The 19,088-nt window shown below is 66.7% G+C and carries 19 protein-coding genes and 1 tRNA gene; 7 read left to right on the top strand and 13 right to left on the bottom strand.

The features are described from left to right. Positions 1 to 82: 82 nt before the first annotated feature. The 8 genes from fabF to AC5P7F_RS06990 form a co-directional block, all read right to left on the bottom strand. The gene (gene fabF / locus AC5P7F_RS07025; protein ID WP_134808562.1) at positions 83 to 1,345 is read right to left on the bottom strand and encodes a beta-ketoacyl-ACP synthase II; all 1,263 of its coding nucleotides are present in this window, start codon (positions 1,343 to 1,345) and stop codon (positions 83 to 85) included. Between the two features lie 143 nt (positions 1,346 to 1,488). Next, positions 1,489 to 1,728 carry an acyl carrier protein gene (gene acpP / locus AC5P7F_RS07020; RefSeq protein WP_005415509.1) on the bottom strand — a complete coding sequence of 80 codons (240 nt, stop codon included), beginning with the start codon at positions 1,726 to 1,728 and terminating at the stop codon, positions 1,489 to 1,491. 152 nt (positions 1,729 to 1,880) lie between these two features. Then, the gene (gene fabG, locus AC5P7F_RS07015; RefSeq protein ID WP_164077250.1) at positions 1,881 to 2,624 is read right to left on the bottom strand and encodes a 3-oxoacyl-ACP reductase FabG; all 744 of its coding nucleotides are present in this window, start codon (positions 2,622 to 2,624) and stop codon (positions 1,881 to 1,883) included. An 82-nt stretch (positions 2,625 to 2,706) separates the two neighbouring features. Next, on the bottom strand, positions 2,707 to 3,651 hold the full coding sequence (fabD, locus tag AC5P7F_RS07010; protein WP_495204144.1) for an ACP S-malonyltransferase: 945 nt from the start codon (positions 3,649 to 3,651) through the stop codon (positions 2,707 to 2,709). Between the two features lie 159 nt (positions 3,652 to 3,810). Further along, entirely contained in the window at positions 3,811 to 4,593 is a 783-nt protein-coding gene (locus AC5P7F_RS07005; protein WP_014646187.1) for a BUD32 family EKC/KEOPS complex subunit, read from the bottom strand. Positions 4,594 to 4,670: 77 nt separating this feature from the next. Then, positions 4,671 to 5,648 carry a beta-ketoacyl-ACP synthase III gene (locus tag AC5P7F_RS07000; protein WP_014646186.1) on the bottom strand — a complete coding sequence of 326 codons (978 nt, stop codon included), beginning with the start codon at positions 5,646 to 5,648 and terminating at the stop codon, positions 4,671 to 4,673. A gap of 90 nt (positions 5,649 to 5,738) precedes the next feature. Further along, on the bottom strand, positions 5,739 to 5,933 hold the full coding sequence (gene rpmF / locus AC5P7F_RS06995) for a 50S ribosomal protein L32 (RefSeq protein ID WP_004154640.1): 195 nt from the start codon (positions 5,931 to 5,933) through the stop codon (positions 5,739 to 5,741). 107 nt (positions 5,934 to 6,040) lie between these two features. Next, positions 6,041 to 6,550: a YceD family protein gene (locus AC5P7F_RS06990; protein WP_049404889.1), complete on the bottom strand. Its 510-nt coding sequence runs from the start codon at positions 6,548 to 6,550 to the stop codon at positions 6,041 to 6,043. Positions 6,551 to 6,663: 113 nt separating this feature from the next. On the opposite strand from AC5P7F_RS06990, the gene AC5P7F_RS06985 reads away from it, so the two are divergent. Continuing rightward, the gene (locus tag AC5P7F_RS06985) at positions 6,664 to 7,233 is read left to right on the top strand and encodes a Maf family protein (protein WP_046429198.1); all 570 of its coding nucleotides are present in this window, start codon (positions 6,664 to 6,666) and stop codon (positions 7,231 to 7,233) included. A 103-nt stretch (positions 7,234 to 7,336) separates the two neighbouring features. Here AC5P7F_RS06985 and AC5P7F_RS06980 read toward each other — a convergent pair whose 3' ends face one another. Further along, a complete protein-coding gene (locus tag AC5P7F_RS06980) occupies positions 7,337 to 9,172 on the bottom strand; it encodes a glycosyltransferase family 39 protein (protein ID WP_046429196.1) in 1,836 nt (611 codons plus the stop codon). 42 nt (positions 9,173 to 9,214) lie between these two features. On the opposite strand from AC5P7F_RS06980, the gene AC5P7F_RS06975 reads away from it, so the two are divergent. The 4 genes from AC5P7F_RS06975 to AC5P7F_RS06960 are packed head-to-tail and all read left to right on the top strand — an operon-like array spanning position 9,215 to position 13,581. Further along, positions 9,215 to 10,168, top strand: coding sequence for an AAA family ATPase (locus tag AC5P7F_RS06975; RefSeq protein WP_032958559.1), 954 nt, complete (start codon positions 9,215 to 9,217; stop codon positions 10,166 to 10,168). A gap of 23 nt (positions 10,169 to 10,191) precedes the next feature. Continuing rightward, positions 10,192 to 11,115, top strand: a complete 924-nt coding sequence (locus AC5P7F_RS06970; RefSeq protein WP_164077256.1) for a DUF58 domain-containing protein — start codon at positions 10,192 to 10,194, stop codon at positions 11,113 to 11,115. Next, positions 11,108 to 13,057 carry a transglutaminase TgpA family protein gene (locus AC5P7F_RS06965; RefSeq protein WP_046429192.1) on the top strand — a complete coding sequence of 650 codons (1,950 nt, stop codon included), beginning with the start codon at positions 11,108 to 11,110 and terminating at the stop codon, positions 13,055 to 13,057. Before AC5P7F_RS06970 ends, AC5P7F_RS06965 begins: the two co-directional genes overlap by 8 nt. Further along, the gene (locus tag AC5P7F_RS06960; protein WP_014036182.1) at positions 13,054 to 13,581 is read left to right on the top strand and encodes a Slp family lipoprotein; all 528 of its coding nucleotides are present in this window, start codon (positions 13,054 to 13,056) and stop codon (positions 13,579 to 13,581) included. The genes AC5P7F_RS06965 and AC5P7F_RS06960 overlap by 4 nt, the downstream gene beginning before the upstream one ends. 103 nt (positions 13,582 to 13,684) lie before the next feature. On the opposite strand, the gene AC5P7F_RS06955 is transcribed toward AC5P7F_RS06960, so the two are convergent. The 4 genes from AC5P7F_RS06955 to dnaX all read right to left on the bottom strand — a co-directional run bounded on the left by AC5P7F_RS06955 (position 13,685) and on the right by dnaX (position 17,187). Further along, a complete protein-coding gene (locus tag AC5P7F_RS06955) occupies positions 13,685 to 14,044 on the bottom strand; it encodes a histidine triad nucleotide-binding protein (protein WP_014646179.1) in 360 nt (119 codons plus the stop codon). A gap of 67 nt (positions 14,045 to 14,111) precedes the next feature. Then, the gene (gene recR / locus AC5P7F_RS06950; protein WP_014646178.1) at positions 14,112 to 14,711 is read right to left on the bottom strand and encodes a recombination mediator RecR; all 600 of its coding nucleotides are present in this window, start codon (positions 14,709 to 14,711) and stop codon (positions 14,112 to 14,114) included. Between the two features lie 82 nt (positions 14,712 to 14,793). Beyond that, the gene (locus AC5P7F_RS06945) at positions 14,794 to 15,114 is read right to left on the bottom strand and encodes a YbaB/EbfC family nucleoid-associated protein (protein ID WP_005408298.1); all 321 of its coding nucleotides are present in this window, start codon (positions 15,112 to 15,114) and stop codon (positions 14,794 to 14,796) included. Positions 15,115 to 15,120: 6 nt separating this feature from the next. Next, a complete protein-coding gene (gene dnaX / locus AC5P7F_RS06940) occupies positions 15,121 to 17,187 on the bottom strand; it encodes a DNA polymerase III subunit gamma/tau (protein ID WP_164077251.1) in 2,067 nt (688 codons plus the stop codon). 143 nt (positions 17,188 to 17,330) lie between these two features. Here dnaX and AC5P7F_RS06935 point away from each other — a divergent pair. Together AC5P7F_RS06935 and AC5P7F_RS06930 are read left to right on the top strand one after the other, a co-directional pair. Then, positions 17,331 to 17,423 (top strand) — tRNA-Ser (locus AC5P7F_RS06935). Positions 17,424 to 17,505: 82 nt separating this feature from the next. After that, positions 17,506 to 18,930, top strand: a complete 1,425-nt coding sequence (locus AC5P7F_RS06930; protein WP_049404886.1) for a DUF6538 domain-containing protein — start codon at positions 17,506 to 17,508, stop codon at positions 18,928 to 18,930. Positions 18,931 to 19,088 lie beyond the last annotated feature (158 nt).

Below are 19,088 nucleotides of genomic sequence, written 5' to 3'. Positions count from 1 at the left end.
TCGGGGGTTCAGATGCACGGAAGCCGCCTTGCGGCGGCTCCGTAGAACGCGGCGTCGAGCATGGCCCGACGCTACAACTCGGTCAGACGCGCTTGAAGACCAGCGTGCCGTTGGTGCCGCCGAAGCCGAAGCCATTGGACATCACCACGTCGACCTTGGCCTGGCGCGCTTCGTTGGGCACGTAGTCCAGGTCGCAGCCTTCGCCCGGCTGCTGCAGGTTGATGGTCGGCGGGATGACGTTGTCCTGCAGTGCCATCACCGAGAAGATCGCTTCCACGCCGCCGGCAGCACCCAGCAGGTGGCCGGTCATCGACTTGGTGGAGCTGACCATCATCTTGTAGGCGTGGTCGCCGAAGGCGGTCTTCATCGCCATGGTCTCGCCCAGGTCGCCCAGCGGCGTGGAGGTACCGTGCGCGTTGAGGTAGCCCACCTGTTCCGGGCTCACGCCCGCGTCCTTCATGGCCATGGCCATGCAGCGCGCGGCGCCTTCGCCGTTCTCGCTCGGTGCGGTCATGTGGTACGCGTCGGAGCTTGCGCCGAAGCCGGCCAGTTCACAGTAGATCTTCGCGCCACGCGCCTTGGCGTGCTCGTACTCTTCCAGGATCAGGATGCCGGCGCCGTCGCCCAGCACGAAGCCGTCACGGTCCTTGTCCCATGGGCGGGAGGCCTGTTCCGGGGCGTCGTTGCGGGTACTCATGGCCTTCATCGCGCAGAAGCCGCCCAGCGCGGTCGGCGACGAGCCACGCTCGGCACCGCCAACCACCATCACGTCGGCGTCGCCGTACTGGATCATGCGCATCGCGGTACCGATCGAATGGTTCGAGGTCGCGCAGGCCGACACCGCCGAGAACGACGGGCCCTTCAGGCCGGTGATGATGCTCAGCTGGCCCGGCAGCATGTTGATGATGGTCTTTGGCACGTAGAAGGGCGAGATCTTCTTGCCCTCGTGGAACTCGATGGTCTGCTCTTCGATGCCGAGCAGGCCGCCGATGCCGGCGCCGACGATGGCGCCGATGCGCTCGGCATTGGCGTCGGTGATCTCCAGGCCCGAGTCGTGCAGGGCCATGAACGAGGCACCGAGGCCGTAATGGATGAACGGGTCCATCTTCTTGGCATCCTTGCCGCTGACCCGGAACTTGCCGAACAATTCATTGTCGGCGGTGATGTCGAATCCCTTGACCTCACCTGCAATCTTGGTGGTGAACCGATCCAGATAGGCATCCGCAACGTTGGTCAGCGGACCGATGCCCGAACGACCGTGGGTGATGCCTTCCCAGCTGCTGGCCAGATCATTGCCCAACGGCGAGACGATACCCAGGCCGGTTACGACGACGCGACGCTTCATTGCTGATTCTCCTGACCCGGCTGATTTCAACGGGCAACTCGGTTTGCTTCGGTGTGATGCTCAAACACACGGGGCCGCAACTGCGGCCCCATGGGGTGCGGTGCGCGGCGAGCGTGGGCCCGCGCGCGCACTGCCGTCTGACATCAGGCCTTGACGTGGGCCTTGATGTAGTCGATGGCGGCCTGCACGGTGCTGATCTTCTCGGCTTCTTCGTCCGGGATCTCGCACTCGAATTCTTCTTCCAGGGCCATCACCAGCTCGACGGTGTCCAGCGAGTCAGCGCCCAGGTCATCGACGAACGATGCGCTGTTGGTGACTTCTTCTTCCTTGACGCCAAGCTGTTCGACGACGATTTTCTTGACGCGTTCTTCGATGGTGCTCATGGGATCTCGCTCCAGATGGAGTTGTGGTTCAAAAGTGGTCGCCATCAAAGGCGATGGCCGTGGGATAGTGTAGTGGAAACCGGCGCGGCCTTGCATTGCAGCAAAAACCTCCGCAGATCAACCACTTGCGGCGCAATCCCTGCGCCCCTTGCTTACGGCATGTACATGCCGCCGTTCACATGGAGGGTTTCGCCGGTGATGTAACCGGCAGCCGGGCTGGCCAGGAAGGCCACCGCATGGGCGATGTCTTCCGGCGACCCCAGGCGTTCGAGGGCGATGTCGTTGATCAGCGCGGTGCGCGCTTCTTCCGGCAACGCCTTGGTCATGTCGGTGTCGATGAAGCCAGGTGCGACAACATTGACGGTGACGCCGCGCGAACCGATTTCCTTGGCCAGCGACTTGCTGAAGCCGATGATGCCCGCCTTGGCCGCGGCGTAGTTGGCTTGGCCGGCATTGCCGGTCACGCCCACCACCGATGCGATGTTGATGATGCGGCCCTTGCGCGCCTTCATCATGCCGCGCATCACCGCCTTGCTGGTGCGGAACACGCTGGTCAGGTTGGTGTCGATGATCGACGCCCAGTCCTCGTCCTTCATGCGCATGAGCAGGTTGTCGCGGGTGATGCCGGCATTGTTGACCAGGATCGAGATCGGGCCGAATTCCTTGGCGATGCCATCGAGCACGCTGTCCAGCGCGGCGGCATCGGTGACGTTCAGCGCGCGGCCGTGACCACCGTGGGCGGCCAGGCGTTCGCCGATCGCGGCAGCGCCGGATTCAGTGGTGGCGGTACCGATGACGGTGGCGCCCTGGGCGACCAGCAGATCGGCGATGGCGGCACCGATGCCACGGCTGGCGCCGGTGACCAGTGCGATTTCACCCTGCAGGGGCTTGCTCATGATGTTTTCCTCAGGCTGGGGCGACCGCCGCACCCGTGCCGCTTGCCGCGGCCACCGGTACGGTCGGCAGGAACAGGGGGGATCAGGCCGACCATGCCTCGCGGGCGGCTTCGAAGTCGCCCGGCGTGGCCAGCGAACGGCCGTCGATGGCCTTGTCGATGCGCTTGACCAGGCCGGTCAGCACCTTGCCCGGGCCGCACTCGGCGATCCGGGTGACGCCACGGGCAGCCAGCGCCTGCACGCACCCGGTCCACTGTACCGGCTGGTACAGCTGCTGGACCAGCGCGGTGCGGATCGCGTCGATGCCGCTGTGCACCTGGGCGTCGACGTTCTGCACCACCGGCAGCTGCGGCGCGTGCCAGGACAGGCCGGCCATCACTTCGGCCAGACGGCTGGCGGCTTCGCGCATGAGCGGGGTGTGCGAGGGCACGCTGACGGCCAGCTTGACCGCCTTGCGCACGCCCTTCTCGGCCAGCAGCGCCAGCGCACGGTCGACCGCGTCGGCGTCGCCACCGATCACGATCTGGCCCGGCGAATTGAAGTTGGCCGGCACCACCACCTGGCTGCCTGCCGCTTCGGCGCAGACGTCCAGCACCAGCTGGTCTTCAGCGCCGAGCACGGCGGCCATGGCGCCGACACCGGCCGGTGCGGCTTCCTGCATCAGCTGGCCGCGCAGGCGCACCAGGTGCGCACCGTCATGCAGGCTCAGTGCGCCTGCGGCAACCAGGGCGGTGTACTCGCCCAGGCTGTGGCCGGCCAATACCGACGGGCGCGGACCGCCCACGGCGTTCCAGGCGCGCCACACGCCGATGCTCGCGGCCAGCAGGGCCGGCTGGGTGTATTCGGTACGGTTGAGCATTTCCTCCGGGCCGCCCTGGGACAGCGCCCACAGGTCGACGCCGGCACCATCGGATGCCTCGGTGAAGGCTTCACGCACCTGTGGGTGCAGTTCGGCCAGCTCGGCCACCATGCCCACAGACTGCGAGCCCTGGCCGGGGAAGACAAAAGCGAGGGTGGATACGGTCACGCGGTCATCCGCTTGTTGCAATCGAAGCGGGCCATGATAAGGGGGAACATGCCGTGTCGTCTGTACGTGCGCGTATGCACGCGTATGGTGAATGGCCGGGCAAGCGCAACGGGGTCAGATCCCTTTTCCTGCGGAAAAGGGATCTGACCCCTATCAGCCTCAGCAGAACAGCTGCAGGACGTCCAGGTCGCCGTCGGCGAGGAAATCCACGCACAGGCCCACCAGCATCAACACGCCGGCGGTGCTGGCGCCGTGGGCGATGAAGATGGAATGGGCCAGCGCGCGCGCCGAACGGCCCAGCTTCATGCAGACCCGTGCCAGGCTGCGCAGGCGGCCGCTGACCGCATGCACGTGCTCGCGCACCGGCGCCTGAACGTCACCCATCGCCTCGGCCATCATCGCCTGCAGGTGCCCGGGGCGGTCGGCGTAGTACTTGGCCACGCCGTAGCCGAACATCAGCCAGTCGCGGGCCTGCGCTTCGGACAGATCCATCACTTCCAGCGGATCTTCCTCGAAATCGATGAAGCCGACCTTCTCGCCATCCCATGTGAGGTTGCGCGGCAACGGCTGGCCGAAATAGGCGCCGCGGGCATGAGCTTCAGCAATGGCCAGCATCGCCGCCATCACCAGCCGATCGCGACCGGCTTCGTCGGCTTCGCGCAGGCAGGTATTGAACGAGCTGCCGTTGTCGCCGATCACCAGCGCGGCATGACCGGTGCCCAGTACGTCCGGCACGTTCACACCCTGCGCCTGCAGTTCCGCGAGGCGGCGGGCCTCGGTTTCGCGTGCGGCGTCGCCACCGCGGTGCGGCGGCGGGCGCAGCGCATCCAGATGGAAACGGCGCGCAACAAAATTGAGCAGGCCCAGGGCCATTGCCCGGCTTCCCTTGCCGTACTGCTTCAGCCAGGCACGTTGCCCTTCGATGACGATGGGCTCAACCATGACAGGTCCTCCTTAAACGCGTTACGGCCCCGGAGGGGCCGTAACGACAAGACTTCACATTGTCGCAACTTGCACTATCAATAGCGCAGCAGGGCCGAACCCCAGGTGAAGCCGCCGCCGAAGGCCTCCAGCAGCAGCAACTGGCCACGCTCGACCTTGCCCGAACGCACCGCGGCATCCAGCGCCAGCGGCACCGAGCCGGAGGAGGTGTTGCCGTGCTTGTCGACGGTCACCACGACCTGGTCCATCGACATCTCCAGCCGCTTGGCGGTGGCTTCGATGATGCGCAGGTTGGCCTGGTGCGGGATCAGCCAGTCCAGGTCGGACTTGTCCAGGCCGTTGGCGGCCAGGGTCTCGTCCACGACCGAGTCCAGCGCCTTGACGGCGTACTTGAACACGTCGTTGCCCTTCATGTTGATGGTGCCGCCACCGTTGGCGCCGTCCTTGAAGCCGGTCGAAACGCCGACCGGGTTCCACAGCAGTTCCTTCTTGCTGCCATCGGCATGCAGGTGGGTGCTGAGGATGCCGGTGTCTTCGTCGGCCTTGAGCACGACGGCGCCGGCGCCATCGCCGAACAGCACGCAGGTGGTGCGATCGTTCCAGTCGACCATGCGGGTCAGCGTTTCGGTGCCGATCACCAGCACGTGCTTGCAGTCGCCGGAGCGGATGAACTTGTCGGCCACGCCCAGCGCGAACACGAAGCCGGAACAGGCTGCGTTGACGTCGAAGGCGGGGCACCCGGCCACACCGAGCTTGGCCTGGATCAGGCACGCGGTGGACGGGAAAATGAGATCAGGGGTGGTCGTGCCGACCACGATCATGTCGAGCTGCGAGGCATCGATGCCTGCGGCTTCAAGCGCGCGCAGGGCGGCGTTGTAGCCAAGGTCGCTGGTGGTTTCGCCTTCGGCCGCGATGTGCCGTTCACGAATGCCGGTGCGCGACTGGATCCACTCATCCGAGGTTTCGACCATTTTTTCCAGGTCGGCGTTGGTCAGGACTTTTTCCGGCAAATAGCTACCGGTGCCCGCGATCCTCGAATAGATCCGCTTGCTCATCATGTTTCCTGTTGCGCGGGCCGCCGATCACCGGCACGCCCGGGAAAGAAGGCAAAGGCCGCTGCCCGGAGGCAGCGGCCTTCCGGCACATCAATCTTCTTCGACGGCCGAGGTCTTGGTCTGGATGACCTTCTTGCCGCGGTAGAAACCGTCGGCAGTGATGTGGTGACGCAGGTGCACTTCGCCGGTGGTCGGGTCGGTCGACAGCTGCTTGGCGCTCAGGGCGTCGTGGGCACGACGCATGCCGCGGCGGGACGGGGTGACACGGGATTTCTGCACAGCCATGGGATTGCTCCAAACTCGGTTCGATTTGCTTCGTCGTATCGTCGCGCAGGACGCCAGCGCCCAGCACACTTTCGCTTTCGCCGCAGCCGCCGACGACAATCCGGCTGCTATTGTTTCTTCAGTGCTGCCAACGCCGCAAACGGGTTGGCCTTCTTCGTTTCTTCTTCGCTCGGTGCCCAGTCCTTGTCGACTGCTTCACCGTCGGGCGACAGCGGCACCACGGGCACCGCCAGCACCAATTCGTCCTCGACCAGATCCAGCGGACGCAGCTGGCCGTCTTCCGGCACCAGCAACGCCTCGTATTCCTCCGGCAGGGACGATTCCTCGTCCTCGTCGCGGATCAGGCCAAGCCTCTGGGTCACCTTCACCGGCAACAGGAATCGCTGCATGCTGCGCTGACAGGTCAGCGGCAGCGCGGTGTCGATGGTCAGTTCCACATAGGATACCCGCAAGACGTCGTCGCGACCGAATTCAAGCGAGTAGACACACTCGCCGTCGGTATCTGCGACCAACCCCTGCAGGCGGGTCAATTCAGCCAGGGAGACCTGACCGTCGAAGCGCCTTCGCGCTACAACCATCCGCCAGGCATCCAGCGTTTCGGGCACGTTCGCGGACATAAGCCGCTGAATACTAAGGATCGCACCGCCCGCTGTCAAATGCCCGCCCTGCAGCACTTGCCGCTGGCGCCGTGGAGGGGCCAGACTGCCGCGCCCTGCCCCGGTATTGTCACATGTCACTGGTCCTGGCCTCCACCTCCCGCTACCGTCGCGAACTGCTGGAACGGCTGGGCCTGCCCTTCGACTGCGCACGCCCGGACGTGGATGAAACCCCTCTGGGCGCCGAGACCCCGCTGGCCCTGGCCACGCGCCTGGCCGCCGCCAAGGCCGCCGACGTGGCCGCCCGCCATCCGGGCGCCTGGGTGATCGGCTCGGACCAGGTGGCCGACCTGAACGGCCAGCCGCTGGGCAAGCCGGGCACGGTCGAGGCGGCCTGTGCGCAGCTGGCGGCAATGTCCGGACAGACGGTGCGTTTTCACACGGCAATCAGTCTCAGGCGGGATGGAGAATCCCTCGCCACCCTGGATCTGACCGAAGTACGCTTCCGCGTGCTGGACCCGCAGGAAATCATCCGCTACGTCGCCGCCGAGCAGCCGCTGGACTGCGCCGGCAGCTTCAAGTGCGAGGGCCTGGGCATCAGCCTGTTCGAGGCAATCGACAACCGCGACCCGACCGCGCTGGTCGGCCTGCCACTGATCGCGCTGTGCGGCCTGCTGCGCAGGGCTGGATTCGCGGTGCCGTGAACGGTGGAGCCGAGCCCTTGCTCGGCCGTCTTTTTTTTAGGCTGCCCGCCATCTGTAGCAGAAGCAGCCGAGCATCGGCTCGGCTCTACAGGACCAGGGGACCTCAACGAACTTCGAACGGCTGCTCCTGCCACGCCTCCACGCTGCCGTCGCGGCCGTGCAGGCGCAGGCCAAGCCAATGCCGCCCCGGCGCCAGCGTGGTGGTATCCAGCGATGCGTCGAAGCCCACCGCCGGATGTTGCGGATCGGTGCTGTCCGGCCAGGTGTGGCGGATGTCGAACATGCGCCCGTAGCGCGCATCGCCAATCGAATGGCCATCGACCAGCACTTCGATGCGCGCCAACCCCACGCCATCCTTGAATGCCCAGCCCTTGATGGCGAGCGTTCCGGAGACCTTCTCACCGTTGGACGGCGCATCCAGCCAGGCCATTGCCGGCGTCACGCAGGGCCCCTGTGCGCGCTGCACCGGCAGCTGGAACAGCAGGAAGCGCTGGAAACCATGATCGCTGCTGACCACGCGCGGCGCCGGCAACGGCCCCACCTGCTCGCAGATGGCGTGATAGCGCGCCAGCAGATCGCGGTAGCGCTGGTCGCTGGGTGACAGCACCAGCAGCATCGGCGCACTGCGCGGGCCTTCGTGCAGCAGGCCCCACTGTGCCAGCTGTGCGGTCCGCCCATGCTTGTCGTTGAGCGGGTGCGGCAACACCTCGATATCACCGTTGCCCAGCTGGAAGCCCAGTTCGGCACCGACCTTGAAGTTGCCCGCCAGCACACGCGTGCCCGGCGGCATCTGCCGCAGTTCGTCGCGCACCGCCACGGCCAGCGGCTGCCAGCCGGCAAAGTTGCGCGGGTAGTACTTGCTGCCGGCCATCTGCTCGCGCAGCGCCGGCGTGGACGCCATCAGGTAGTAGCCGAAAGCCAGTACGGTGCCTGCAGCTGCCAGCCACCAGCCGGTGCGGCGCAGCCAGCGTGGCCAGCCGTTGAGGACCACCGGCACGGCCACCAGCAGCGCCAGGTAGCCCGGCAACGGCCAATGGAAACTGATCCGCTCGACATCGGTGAAGAAGCCCAGCAGGAAGATGCCCAGCGTCGACACCCCGCCCACCAGGCCGAAATAGCGCCATTGCACCCGCACACCACCACCACTGCGGGTACCCGCCAGGGCGACCTTCCACATCGCGATGCACAGGATCGGCGTCACCAGCATCGGCTGGATCACCAGGAACCACAGCCCTTCCCACTCGAACGTCCACGGGTGGCGCTCGACCACCTGGAACTTCAGGCCGGCATCATGGTTGTCCGCATTCCACGCCAGCAACGGCAGCCAGGCCAGTACACCCACCGCCAGCGCCACCCATACGCGCGGGTCGGCCAGCATGCGGCGGCCCTGCGGCAGCGCCAGCAGCGCAATGAAGCCGACACCGATGACGCCAATGAAACGGTAGTGGCTGAGCGCACCGATCAGCAGGCCCAGCGCCAGCTTCATCGCCGACGACGCATCCACGTTGTGCAGCAGGCGCGCACCGGCGTGCAGGCAGATCACCGCCGCAAGCGCCATCGGCACATCCGGCACGGCCAGCAGGCCCAGCGTGGCCGACAGCGGCATCAGCAGGGTCAGGCTGCCCGCCTGCCACCCTGCGACGTTGCCAAACCAGCGCGTGGCGATGCGCACCACCAGCAACGGCAGCAACGCACCGATGGCCAGGAACGGCAGGCGCAATGCGAGCACGTGATGGCCACCGATTTCCACGCCCAGGCGTGCAAGCCATGCTGTCAACCCCGGCAGGTCGGAATAGGCGGCGGCCAGGTGCTGGCCTTCCTGCCAATAGAACGCCTCATCGACGAACAGCGGCAGGCGTGCAGCCACCACCAGCTTGGCCGCTGTGATCAGCGTCCATAACCAGAGAAATATTGCCCGCGCGCGCTGTTCGCCTTGCATTGCTCTATGGATAATCGAGTGGATTCCAGACCTGAGACGATCATGCCAGCCTCGTCCCCCAATCCCAGCATGCTAACCGATCAACTGCGCCAGGCCCTGCGGGAGGCACAGGATCAGGTGAACGCACTGGTACTGGGCAAGGTGCCGGAAGTCAGGCTGGCCTTTGTCGCCCTGCTTTCCGGCGGCCACCTGCTCATCGAAGATCTGCCCGGGCTGGGCAAGACCACGCTGGCGCATGCATTGGCCAGCAGCCTCGGCCTCAGCTTCCAGCGCGTGCAGTTCACTTCCGACCTGTTGCCGGCGGACGTACTGGGCGTATCGGTGTACGAGGCCGGCAGCCGCCAGTTCCAGTTCCACCCCGGCCCGGTGTTCACCCACGTGCTGCTGGCCGATGAGATCAACCGCGCACCGCCGCGCACGCAGAGTGCGTTGCTGGAGGCGATGGCCGAGCAGCAGGTCACCCTGGATGGACAGACGCATCCACTGCCCGATCCATTCTTCGTGATCGCCACGCAGAACCCGGTCGACCTGTCCGGCACCTTCCCGTTGCCGGATTCGCAGCTCGATCGTTTCCTGCTGCGGCTGGCGATGGGCTACCCGAGCGTGCAGGCCGAGCGCGAGCTGCTGCGTGGCAGCGATCGCCGCGACCTGATCGCCCGCGCGGTGCCGAAGCTGGATGACACCCAGGTGCGTGCGCTGCGTGAAGCCGTTGGCCAGGTACACGCCAGCGACGCGCTGATCGACTACGTGCAGGCACTGTTGACCCGCAGCCGCCAGCATGCCGGCGTACGCGTGGGCCTGTCACCGCGCGCCGGGCTGGCCCTGCTGCGTGCCGCCAGGGCGCATGCACTGCTGCTCGGCCGCGGGCATGTGGTGCCCGAAGACGTGCAGACCCTGTTCGTGGCAGTGGCCGGCCATCGCCTGGTGGCGGAGGCCGAATCCAGCTCCGGGCCGGCACTGGCGCGGGCGATCCTGCAGACCGTCGCGGTGGACTGAAGGTGGCCACACGCTGGGCACGCATGCAGCTGCTGGCACGCCCACGCAGGCCCGAAGCCCTGCCGCAGCGACTGGATCGCCATCGCATCTATGTACTGCCGACGCGCTTCGGCCTGTTCGTCGCCACCCTGCTGTCGGCGATGCTGCTGGGCGCATTGAACTACAACAACAACCCGGCCCTGCTGCTGGCACTGTTGCTGGCCGCAGCAGCGATCGCCAGCGCCATTGCCGCGCACCTGCAGCTGTCCGGCATACAGATCGATGCAATCTCCGCCGAGCCGGTTCCGGCCGGGCACCCCCTGCGCCTGCGCGTGGACCTGTCGTTGCGCGACCCGCGCGCGCGCCACGGGCTGCACCTGCAGCTGAGCGCAAGCGAGGCGTGGGTCGCACTGCCTGCACACGGTCGCGGCGAAGTGGAGCTGGATGTCCCCAGCGAGCGCCGCGGCTGGCTGGAACTGCCGCGCATCCGCCTGTCCAGCACGCAGCCGCTGGGGCTGGTGCGGGCATGGTCGTGGGTGTGGCCGGAGCAGCCGCTGCTGGTCTATCCACTGGCCGAGGCACTGGCACCCCCCCTTCCGGAAAGTGGCAGCGATCCACTGCACACCCGCGCCCATGCCAGTGGCGAAGAGCTGCACCAGCTGCGCCCCTATCGTGCCGGCGACGCCCCGCGCAGCATTGCCTGGAAACACTCGGCACGCCGCGACAGCCTGCTGGTACGCGAATACGAGAAGCCGATCGGCATCGAAGTGGTGCTGGACTGGCGCACGCTGGCGCCGCTGGGCCATGAAGCACGCATCGCGCGGTTGGCACGCTGGGTCGACATGGCCGAGCGCGAAGGCCGGCGCTACACGCTGCTGCTTCCAGCCCATCCCCCGTTCGGGCCCGGCCAGGGCGCCAGCCACCACCACCTGTGCCTGCGCGCACTGGCGCTGATGCCCCATGACTGAGCCTGCCGTCCTGCTCGATCGCAACGCCCGCAGCTGGACCCTGGCCAGCGCAGCGCTGGCGCTGCTGCCACTGCTGCTGCAGCTGCCGCCGGTGCTGGCCGTCGTGATCGCGATCACCGCCGTGCTGACCGCTGCGCTTTCCTGGCGGCGGGTGCTGCCGATGCCGGTGCGCCTGCTGCTGGTGCTGGCCATGCTCGCCACCATCGTCTGGCAGATGGGCATGGTGCGGCCGGGGCGTGATACCGGCTGTGCGCTGCTGGCGGCGATGCTGGCCATCAAATCCAGCGAACTGCGCAACCTGCGTGATGCGCGCAGCCTGCTCGGTTTCGCGCTGTTCTCGCCGTTCGCGGCCTTCCTGCTCGACCAGGGCCCGCTGACCACGGGACTGGCCGCGCTGGCCGCGGTTGCCGCACTGCTGGCCCTGCAACGCCTGGCCCAGGACGAGGGCCGCAGCCCACGCCTGCCACTGCACGGTCAACTGCGCGGCGTCGGCCGCCTGCTTGGCATCGGCCTGCCGCTGGCACTGGCCTGCTTCTGGCTGTTCCCGCGCTTGTCCACGCCGTTGTGGGGCGTACCCGAACGAGCGGTGGGTACACCCGGCCTGGCTGACAGCATGGCGCCGGACCAATGGCTGGACCTGATGGCCGACGACACCCCGGCGCTGCGCGTGCAGTTCTTCGGCGCGGTGCCCGAGCCCGCGCAGCGCTATTGGCGCGGCCCGGTGCTGACTTCCTTCGATGGCCACCGCTGGAGCCGCGATCGCGCGACGGCCCGGCGCCCCGCCCCCGTGGTCGAAGCCGCCGCACAGGGATGGGACTACCAGATCGACTACGAACCCACCGACCGTCGCCTGCTGGTGGCCCTGGACCTGCCCAGCCGCGCACCGGAAGGCAGCAGTTTCGATGCGGACATGAGCCTGCGCAGCGACCGCACGCTGTCCGCGCTCAGCCGCTGGCGATTGCATTCGGCGCCTCCGCAACGGTTCGACACCGATCTGTCGCCCTACCTGCGCCGTGCCGCGCTGCAGCTTCCCCCCGGCTTCAATCCGCGCACCGCCCAGCTGGCACGGCAATGGCGGCAGGAGGCCGGCAACGATGACGAAGCCATCGTCCGCCGAGCGCTGCAGTGGATCACCCGCGACTTCTCCTACACGCTCGATACCCCGGTGGCCGGGCGCGATCCGGTCGACGATTTCCTGTTCAACTACAAGGCCGGCTTCTGCCAGCACTTCAGCTCGGCCTTCGTGGTGCTGATGCGCAACGCCGGCATTCCGGCCCGGGTGGTGACCGGCTTCGCAGGTGGCACCCGCAACCGCATCGGGGACTACTGGGTAGTGCGGCGCATGGACGCCCACGCCTGGGCCGAAGTCTGGCTGCCCCAGCGCGGCTGGGTCCGGGTGGACCCGACTGCGGCCGTGGCACCGGAACGCATCCTGGACACGCTGGACGACCGCTTGCAGGCCGGCACGGACACCCCGCTGCAGCAGCGCTGGCTGCAGCTGGGGCAGATGGGTGACTGGCTGCGCCGTGGCTGGAACGACCTGGTGCTTTCCTTCGACGCACGCCGTCAGCAGCAGCTGCTCAGGCCGTTCGGGCTGGATGATCTCGGGCCGGCGCAGCTGGTGGCCGGCTTCGTGGTCGCCGCACTGCTGGCATTGGCATGGATGGCCTGGCTGCTGGCCCGCGGCGAGCGCGAGCGCGACCCACTGCTGCGCGCCTGGCACCGGCTGGGGCGGCGCTATGCGCGCCTTGGCCTGGCCCGCGCCCCCCACGAGACGGCATGCGACTGGTCACGACGGGTACACGCCGTGCGCCCCGACCCCGCCCTGCTGGCACTCAGCCAGCGTTTCGCCGACGCGCGTTACGCTGGAACTTGCACCGACCTCGCTTCATTATTGCGGGACCTGCGCAGGCATCGCCCGACTTCCGGAGCCTCCCCATGAACACCAAGTTCCTCCTCACCGCTGTGGCCACGCTGGCCCTGTCGGCCTGCGCCACGGCCCCCAAGCCGCTGCAGGGACAGTTCAGCCTGGTCTCCCCGCGCGACTCGGTCGCCACCCAGCAGGTCGGCACGCCGGTCCGATGGGGTGGTCGCATCATCGAGACCAAGCCCGGCCAGGGCGAGACCTGCTTCCAGATGATCTCGCGCCCCCTCAACGCCAGTGGCCGCCCGAACACCACCTCGTCCGACGCCAGCGACGGCCGCTTCATTGCCTGCCGCGCCGGCTTCTACGACCCGGCCGTGTTTGAAGCCGGCCGCGACGTGACCTTCATCGGCAAGATCGACGGCTACCAGAACACCCGCATCGGGGAGTACGACTATCGCCTGCCGAAGCTGTCGGCCGATGTGATCTACCTGTGGCCGGAACAGCGCCAGGTCGATGTGGTGCCCTACCCCTATGGCCCGTGGGGCCCGGGCCCGTATGGCCCGTACTGGGGTGGTTACGGCCGTTGGGGCTGGTGGTGATCGCCACCGGCCATGCGTGATCGAAAAAGGCCGCCTTCGGGCGGCCTTTTTTTCATCCACGCATCGCATGGATCCACTGCGGGCAATGGTGGATGCCGGGCGCTCAGCGCCCCGGCGTACCGAAATGCCCCAGCGGCGCACCGGCCAGCAGGTGCATGTGGATGTGGAACACGGTCTGCCCGGCATCCTCGCGGCAGTTCATCACGATGCGGTAGCCGTCCTGCGCGAACCCTTCGCGGCGCGCATATTCGGCGGCAGCCAGGGCAAGCTTCCCGATCAGGTGCGCCTGCGACGGCTGCAGGTCGTCCAGGGTCGGGATGATCTCGTTCTTCGGAATGAACAGTACGTGCACCGGCGCCTGCGGTGCGATGTCCTTGAAGCCCAGCACCTCGTCGTCCTCGTAGACGATGGTGGCCGGGATCTCGCGACGGATGATCTTGCTGAAGAGGGTTTCGTTGCTCATGGTCGGCCTCGGCGGGAGTGTCTTCCGCATTGTAGGCCGGCCGCGCCGGGCGATGCCCGGGTGGCGCTCAATCGCGGAATTCGCTGCGCGTTCCGAACGCGTGCGACAGCGTGCCGCGGTCAACGTATTCAAGCTCGCCACCGAGCGGCAGGCCCTGCGCCAGCCGGCTGGGCTGCACCTTGCGCGCGCGCGCCAGCTGCGCCAGGTAGTGCGCGGTGGCTTCGCCTTCGACGGTGGCACTGGTGGCGATGATCAGCTCCTGCACCTCACCGTCGGCCAGACGCTGCTCCAGCTGCTCCAGGCCCAGCTCGCGCGGGCCGATGCCATCGAGCGGCGACAGCCGGCCCTGCAGCACGAAGTAGACACCGCGGAAGCCGGTGGCGTTTTCGATGGCCAGGCGGTCGGCCGGCGATTCGACCACGCACAGCTGGCTGCGCTCGCGGCTGCTGTTGGCACAGGTCGGGCACAGCTCGGTTTCGCTGAAGTCGCGGCACTGCGCGCAGTGGCCGATGCGCTCCACCGCCAGCGCCAGGGCTTCGGCCAGTCGCTGGCCACCTTCGCGCTCGCGCTCGAGCAGGTGGTAGGCCATGCGCTGTGCGGTCTTCTGGCCCACGCCAGGCAGCACCCGCAGTGCGTCGATCAATTGTTCAAGCAGGGGTGCGGACACGGCGGCATGCTTTCATGGCGTCGAGCAGGCTCGACAGCTACAGATTCTGTGGCACCCGCTTGCACGGGTGCCACGCTGGCAATCAGAACGGCAGCTTCATGCCCGGCGGCAGCTGCATGCCGGCGGTGGCCGAACCCATCTTCGACTTCGACTCGGCGTCGATCTTGTTCGAAGCGTCGTTGAAGGCGGCGGCGATCAGGTCTTCCAGCATCTCCGGGTCGCTGGTCAGCGACGGGTCGATGCGCACCTTGCGGCATTCCTTGGCACCGGTCAGGGTCACGCTGACCATGCCGCCGCCGGCACTGCCGGTCACTTCGATCTTGGCGATTTCTTCTTGGGCCTTCTGCAGGTTTTCCTGCATCTTCTGGGCCTGCTGCATCAGTTGGGCGATGTTTCCGCGCATGGTGTCTTACTCGTCAAAAGAACGGATGGAATCGGAAACAACCCGGGCACCGTGCTGCTGGATCAGCACCTGCACTTCCGGGTCGTCCATGAAAACGGCCTCTGCCACCTGCTGCCGCTCGCCACGCTGGCGGTCGGCCCGCTGATGCAGGGTCTCGGCCGGAACGTGTTCGGTTTCCACGGTCTCGACCACGATCTTCGGCGCCTGGCCAAGGGCCTTCTGCAGCATCTCGCCCAGGGCAGCCAGCGCGCGCTCCGAGCGCAGGTATTCAAATCCGGGCGAAAGGCCCAGTTTCAAGGTCCCGTGCTGGCAGCTGATGAACGCGGCGTTGGCAGCCAGCTGCCGCGAGGGGCCGCTCAGGCCGCTGTTGGCGACCAGGTCCAGCCAGTCTTCGGCCGTGGCCAGCTCGCTGACACCTTCCTGCGGCGCGGCGGCATGCGCCGGGGCCGGCTTGGCATGTTCGGCCGGCGCAATGGCAATGCCTTCGGCGCGGAACGGGCGCTCGGGCGGCGCAGGCTCGCTGGGAGCCGCGACGGGAGCCGGCGGTTCGTGCCAGGGCGCAGCCATGGCGGCGTCCGGGCCGGACATCTCGGCCGCCAATGCCTCGTCACGCGCCTCGGCTTCGTCAGTGGCCCACGGCGGCAGGTCGTCGCCTGCCTCTGCAGTGACGGCAGGCGCCGGCGCCTGTGGCTCAGCCTTCACCGGCGGCGGCGACACGGGCTCTTCCACCGGAACCGGCTCGGGCTCCGGCGTCGGATCTGGTTCCGGTTGCGGGGCCGGTTCGGGTTCGGGTTCAGGTTCGCGCAGCGCGGCCTGCACCGGCGCGGCGGCCTGCGCCGCTACCGCCGGGCTGCCCGAAGCGGCAGCAGCGGCCGGCGTCGCATCGCGGCTACCGGTACCGGCGCCACCACCAGCAGCGTTGCCACCCGGCGTGCCGCCCAACACACCGTCGACGGCCTTCGGCACCGGCGGTACCGCTGCGGCCGGACGGAACGCCAGCATGCGCAGCACGGCCATTTCAAAGCCCGCGCGCGGGCTGGGTGCCAGCGGCAGGTCGCGGCGGCCATTCAAGGCCATCTGGTACCAGAGCTGCACCACTTCCGGGCGCAGGCGCTCGGCGAATGCGGCGACATCCAGGCCTTCCGCCGCGGCAGCGCCCGGCACCAGCTGCTGCACCTGGATGCGGTGCAGCCCTTCGGCCAGCGCTTCCAGCACACCACTCCAGTCCGGCGAGAACTCTGCCAGCGCGGCTACCACCTGCAGCAGGCGCGGGCCATCGCCGTCGGCCAGCGCATCGAGCATCGCCGCCACCTGGGTGCGGTCCACGGTACCCAGCATGGTGCGCACCACGTCCTCACGCAGCGCGCCGCCGGCATAGGCGATCGCCTGGTCCAGCAGTGACAGGCCATCGCGCAGGCTGCCGTCAGCGGCCTTGGCCAGCTGCACGATGGCGCTGCCATCGGCCTCGATCGCTTCCGCCGCCAGGATGCGGGTCATCTGGCCCTGGATCTGGTCTTCATCCAGGCGCTTGAGGTTGAACTGCAGGCAGCGGCTGAGCACGGTGACCGGCAGCTTCTGCGGATCGGTGGTGGCCAGCAGGAACTTCACGTGCTCCGGCGGTTCTTCCAGCGTCTTCAGCAGCGCGTTGAACGCCGCCTTGGACAGCATGTGCACTTCGTCGATCAGGTAGACCTTGTACTTGCCGCGCGAGGGCATGTACTGCGCGTTCTCGATCACCTCGCGCACGTCATCCACACCGGTGTTGGACGCGGCGTCGATTTCCAGCAGGTCGATGTAGCGGCCGGCGTCGATGTCCAGGCAGGCCGCGCACTGGCCGCAGGGGTCGGCGCTGGTGCCCTGCTCGCAGTTCAGCGACTTGGCGAAGATGCGCGCGATGGTGGTCTTGCCCACGCCGCGGGTGCCGGTGAACAGGAACGCGTGGTGGACCCGGCCGCTGTCCAGCGCGTTGCTGAGCGCACGGACCACGTGTTCCTGGCCCACCAGCTCGGCGAAACGCTTCGGACGCCACTTGCGGGCAAGGACGAGATAGGACATCAGGCCACCGTTTTCCATCGGATGTTCCATTGTGCCATGCCTGTCCAGCCCCCTCGCCAACAATGCCGCTGGATGCGCCCCTGATCAGGGTGCTTGTGTCCGGCCGCGCCGCCCGCTAGAATCTGCGCCCCTGCTGAGGCGTTTGCCGATGGCAGGGATCCGGAGAGGTGTCCGAGTGGTTGAAGGAGCACGCCTGGAAAGTGTGTAAGCGTCTAAACCGCGCTTCGGGGGTTCGAATCCCCCTCTCTCCGCCAGACTCTGCAAACCCCTGAGAAATCAGGGGTTTTGCTTTTCTGGACCTAGCAAGGGGCAGGACACAAATCGGGACACATCCCGATGAGAGTTCCCCATCACTTGATCAAGACGCCAGCGGGCTTTTCGTTCCGCCAGCGCGTGCCCGTCGACCTCCAGCCCCTTCTGGGCTGCCGAATTCTCAAGCGAAGCCTTCGAACACGCGAAATGCGCAGCGCCCAGGCTTGCGCCTTGGTCCTAGCCGCCCGCTATGCTGAAGTCTTCAGCGCCATCAGGAAGAACGGCATGGGCGAGAAGACGGCAGAGCAATGGCTCCAGGAGCTTCGGGGACAACGGCTCCAGGACTACACCCTGGAGCGAGACGCCAACGGCTCCCTGCGTATCCAAGCGGAGCCAGGCGAAGACACCGAGGCGCTGACTCGCGCCATCGAGAGCATCGGACGGGTCAACCCTGCGTTCTTCGGCGCGGTAGCCGCAGCCCCAGCAGCCCCCTCCAAGCCGCAGCCCAGCAAGATCCTGTCGCTGATGGAAGCGCGTGATCTTTGGCTCAAGGCCATCGCCCCAGACACCATCCCCAAGACCTACAGCATCAAGAAGTCGGCGATTGACGGGTTCGTGCGCACCACCGGCCCTGACTATCCCCTGCCGAGCATCAACCGGATCGACCTGTCGAACTTCTATCAGTCGCTCGCCGATGCTGGCATCTCAACCCCGACCCGAGTGAACAAACAGTCCTACCTGGGCGGGTTCTTCGACTGGTTGATTGCCGCTGGCTATTACACAGACAGCAATCCGGCCCGAAGCCATGTCTCATACGGCAATAGCGCGAAGCGAAAGCGGCGGAAACTGGGCTTCAAGGCCTTCGACCTGAAGCAGATCAACCTCCTCTTTGCTCCCTCGGCCTTTGCCACCTTGTCACCTGCCGCGCGCTGGGCAGCCTTGTTGGGCCTGTATACGGGTGCCCGGGCCTCCGAAGTTGGGCAGCTGCTGGTGAGCGATGTGCAAACGGAAGGAGGCGTGGCCTACATCCATATTAATGACGACGGCGAGCACCAGCGCCTCAAGAGCGAGGCCAGCATCCGGACTGTCCCGATTCACGCTGACCTGATGGCCCTGGGCTTCGGCGACTATGTTGCCAGCCTCCCCACCTCAAGCCGCCTCTTCTCCCAAGCGAAGGCCAATGCCGTCAATGGCGCGGGGAACTGGATCTCCAAGGCCTTTACTCGCCACCTTGCTGAGCATGGGAAGGCCTGGCCCAAGGCCAAGCGCGGTTTCCATTCCCTCCGTAAGACGGTCATCCAGCAGATGCAGGGCTTCGGTGTCGCCTCAGAAATGCGCGCCCAGATCGTCGGCCACGAGCTTGATGATGAGCACCATCCCGTCTACAGCAGGGAATTCACCCCTGCCGAAAAGCTCAATGGGCTGATCACTCCTGAATTCAAAACAGCGGGCCTGTCATCCTTGAGCTTCAATCTTGAGCTCGCTGCACTGAAGAAGTTGCTGGGGTAGCGGATCTCCGCGCCAGGAAAATTACATGGAACGTCTAGGAGTATCTCTAACGGGCCAACATTGGCACTGACAAACGCCGCAACTATTGCGATCAACGCAAATAGTGGTTTTATGAAAGCTCCCCCACGTTAGGAGCTTCATATGCCGTTAGAAAGAAA

The sequence above is a fragment of the Stenotrophomonas sp. YJH_SMC_105-26 genome, assembly GCF_059368915.1.
The sequence above is the reverse complement of the archived record's forward strand: the minus strand, read 5'-3'. Positions and strand labels throughout refer to the sequence as shown.

Excerpts from the sequence above, each read along its gene's own strand:
- AC5P7F_RS06930 (WP_049404886.1), top strand. The coding sequence starts at position 17,506 with ATGAGAGTTCCCCATCACTTGATCAAGACGCCAGCGGGCTTTTCGTTC.
- AC5P7F_RS07000 (WP_014646186.1), bottom strand. The coding sequence starts at position 5,648 with ATGAGCAAGCGGATCTATTCGAGGATCGCGGGCACCGGTAGCTATTTG.
- AC5P7F_RS06960 (WP_014036182.1), top strand. The coding sequence starts at position 13,054 with ATGAACACCAAGTTCCTCCTCACCGCTGTGGCCACGCTGGCCCTGTCG.
- dnaX (WP_164077251.1), bottom strand. The coding sequence starts at position 17,187 with ATGGAAAACGGTGGCCTGATGTCCTATCTCGTCCTTGCCCGCAAGTGG.
- AC5P7F_RS06975 (WP_032958559.1), top strand. The coding sequence starts at position 9,215 with ATGCCAGCCTCGTCCCCCAATCCCAGCATGCTAACCGATCAACTGCGC.
- AC5P7F_RS06970 (WP_164077256.1), top strand. The coding sequence starts at position 10,192 with ATGCAGCTGCTGGCACGCCCACGCAGGCCCGAAGCCCTGCCGCAGCGA.
- AC5P7F_RS06980 (WP_046429196.1), bottom strand. The coding sequence starts at position 9,172 with ATGCAAGGCGAACAGCGCGCGCGGGCAATATTTCTCTGGTTATGGACG.
- fabF (WP_134808562.1), bottom strand. The coding sequence starts at position 1,345 with ATGAAGCGTCGCGTCGTCGTAACCGGCCTGGGTATCGTCTCGCCGTTG.
- AC5P7F_RS06955 (WP_014646179.1), bottom strand. The coding sequence starts at position 14,044 with ATGAGCAACGAAACCCTCTTCAGCAAGATCATCCGTCGCGAGATCCCG.
- rpmF (WP_004154640.1), bottom strand. The coding sequence starts at position 5,933 with ATGGCTGTGCAGAAATCCCGTGTCACCCCGTCCCGCCGCGGCATGCGT.
- acpP (WP_005415509.1), bottom strand. The coding sequence starts at position 1,728 with ATGAGCACCATCGAAGAACGCGTCAAGAAAATCGTCGTCGAACAGCTT.
- fabG (WP_164077250.1), bottom strand. The coding sequence starts at position 2,624 with ATGAGCAAGCCCCTGCAGGGTGAAATCGCACTGGTCACCGGCGCCAGC.
- AC5P7F_RS06965 (WP_046429192.1), top strand. The coding sequence starts at position 11,108 with ATGACTGAGCCTGCCGTCCTGCTCGATCGCAACGCCCGCAGCTGGACC.
- AC5P7F_RS06990 (WP_049404889.1), bottom strand. The coding sequence starts at position 6,550 with ATGTCCGCGAACGTGCCCGAAACGCTGGATGCCTGGCGGATGGTTGTA.
- AC5P7F_RS06985 (WP_046429198.1), top strand. The coding sequence starts at position 6,664 with ATGTCACTGGTCCTGGCCTCCACCTCCCGCTACCGTCGCGAACTGCTG.
- AC5P7F_RS06945 (WP_005408298.1), bottom strand. The coding sequence starts at position 15,114 with ATGCGCGGAAACATCGCCCAACTGATGCAGCAGGCCCAGAAGATGCAG.
- AC5P7F_RS07005 (WP_014646187.1), bottom strand. The coding sequence starts at position 4,593 with ATGGTTGAGCCCATCGTCATCGAAGGGCAACGTGCCTGGCTGAAGCAG.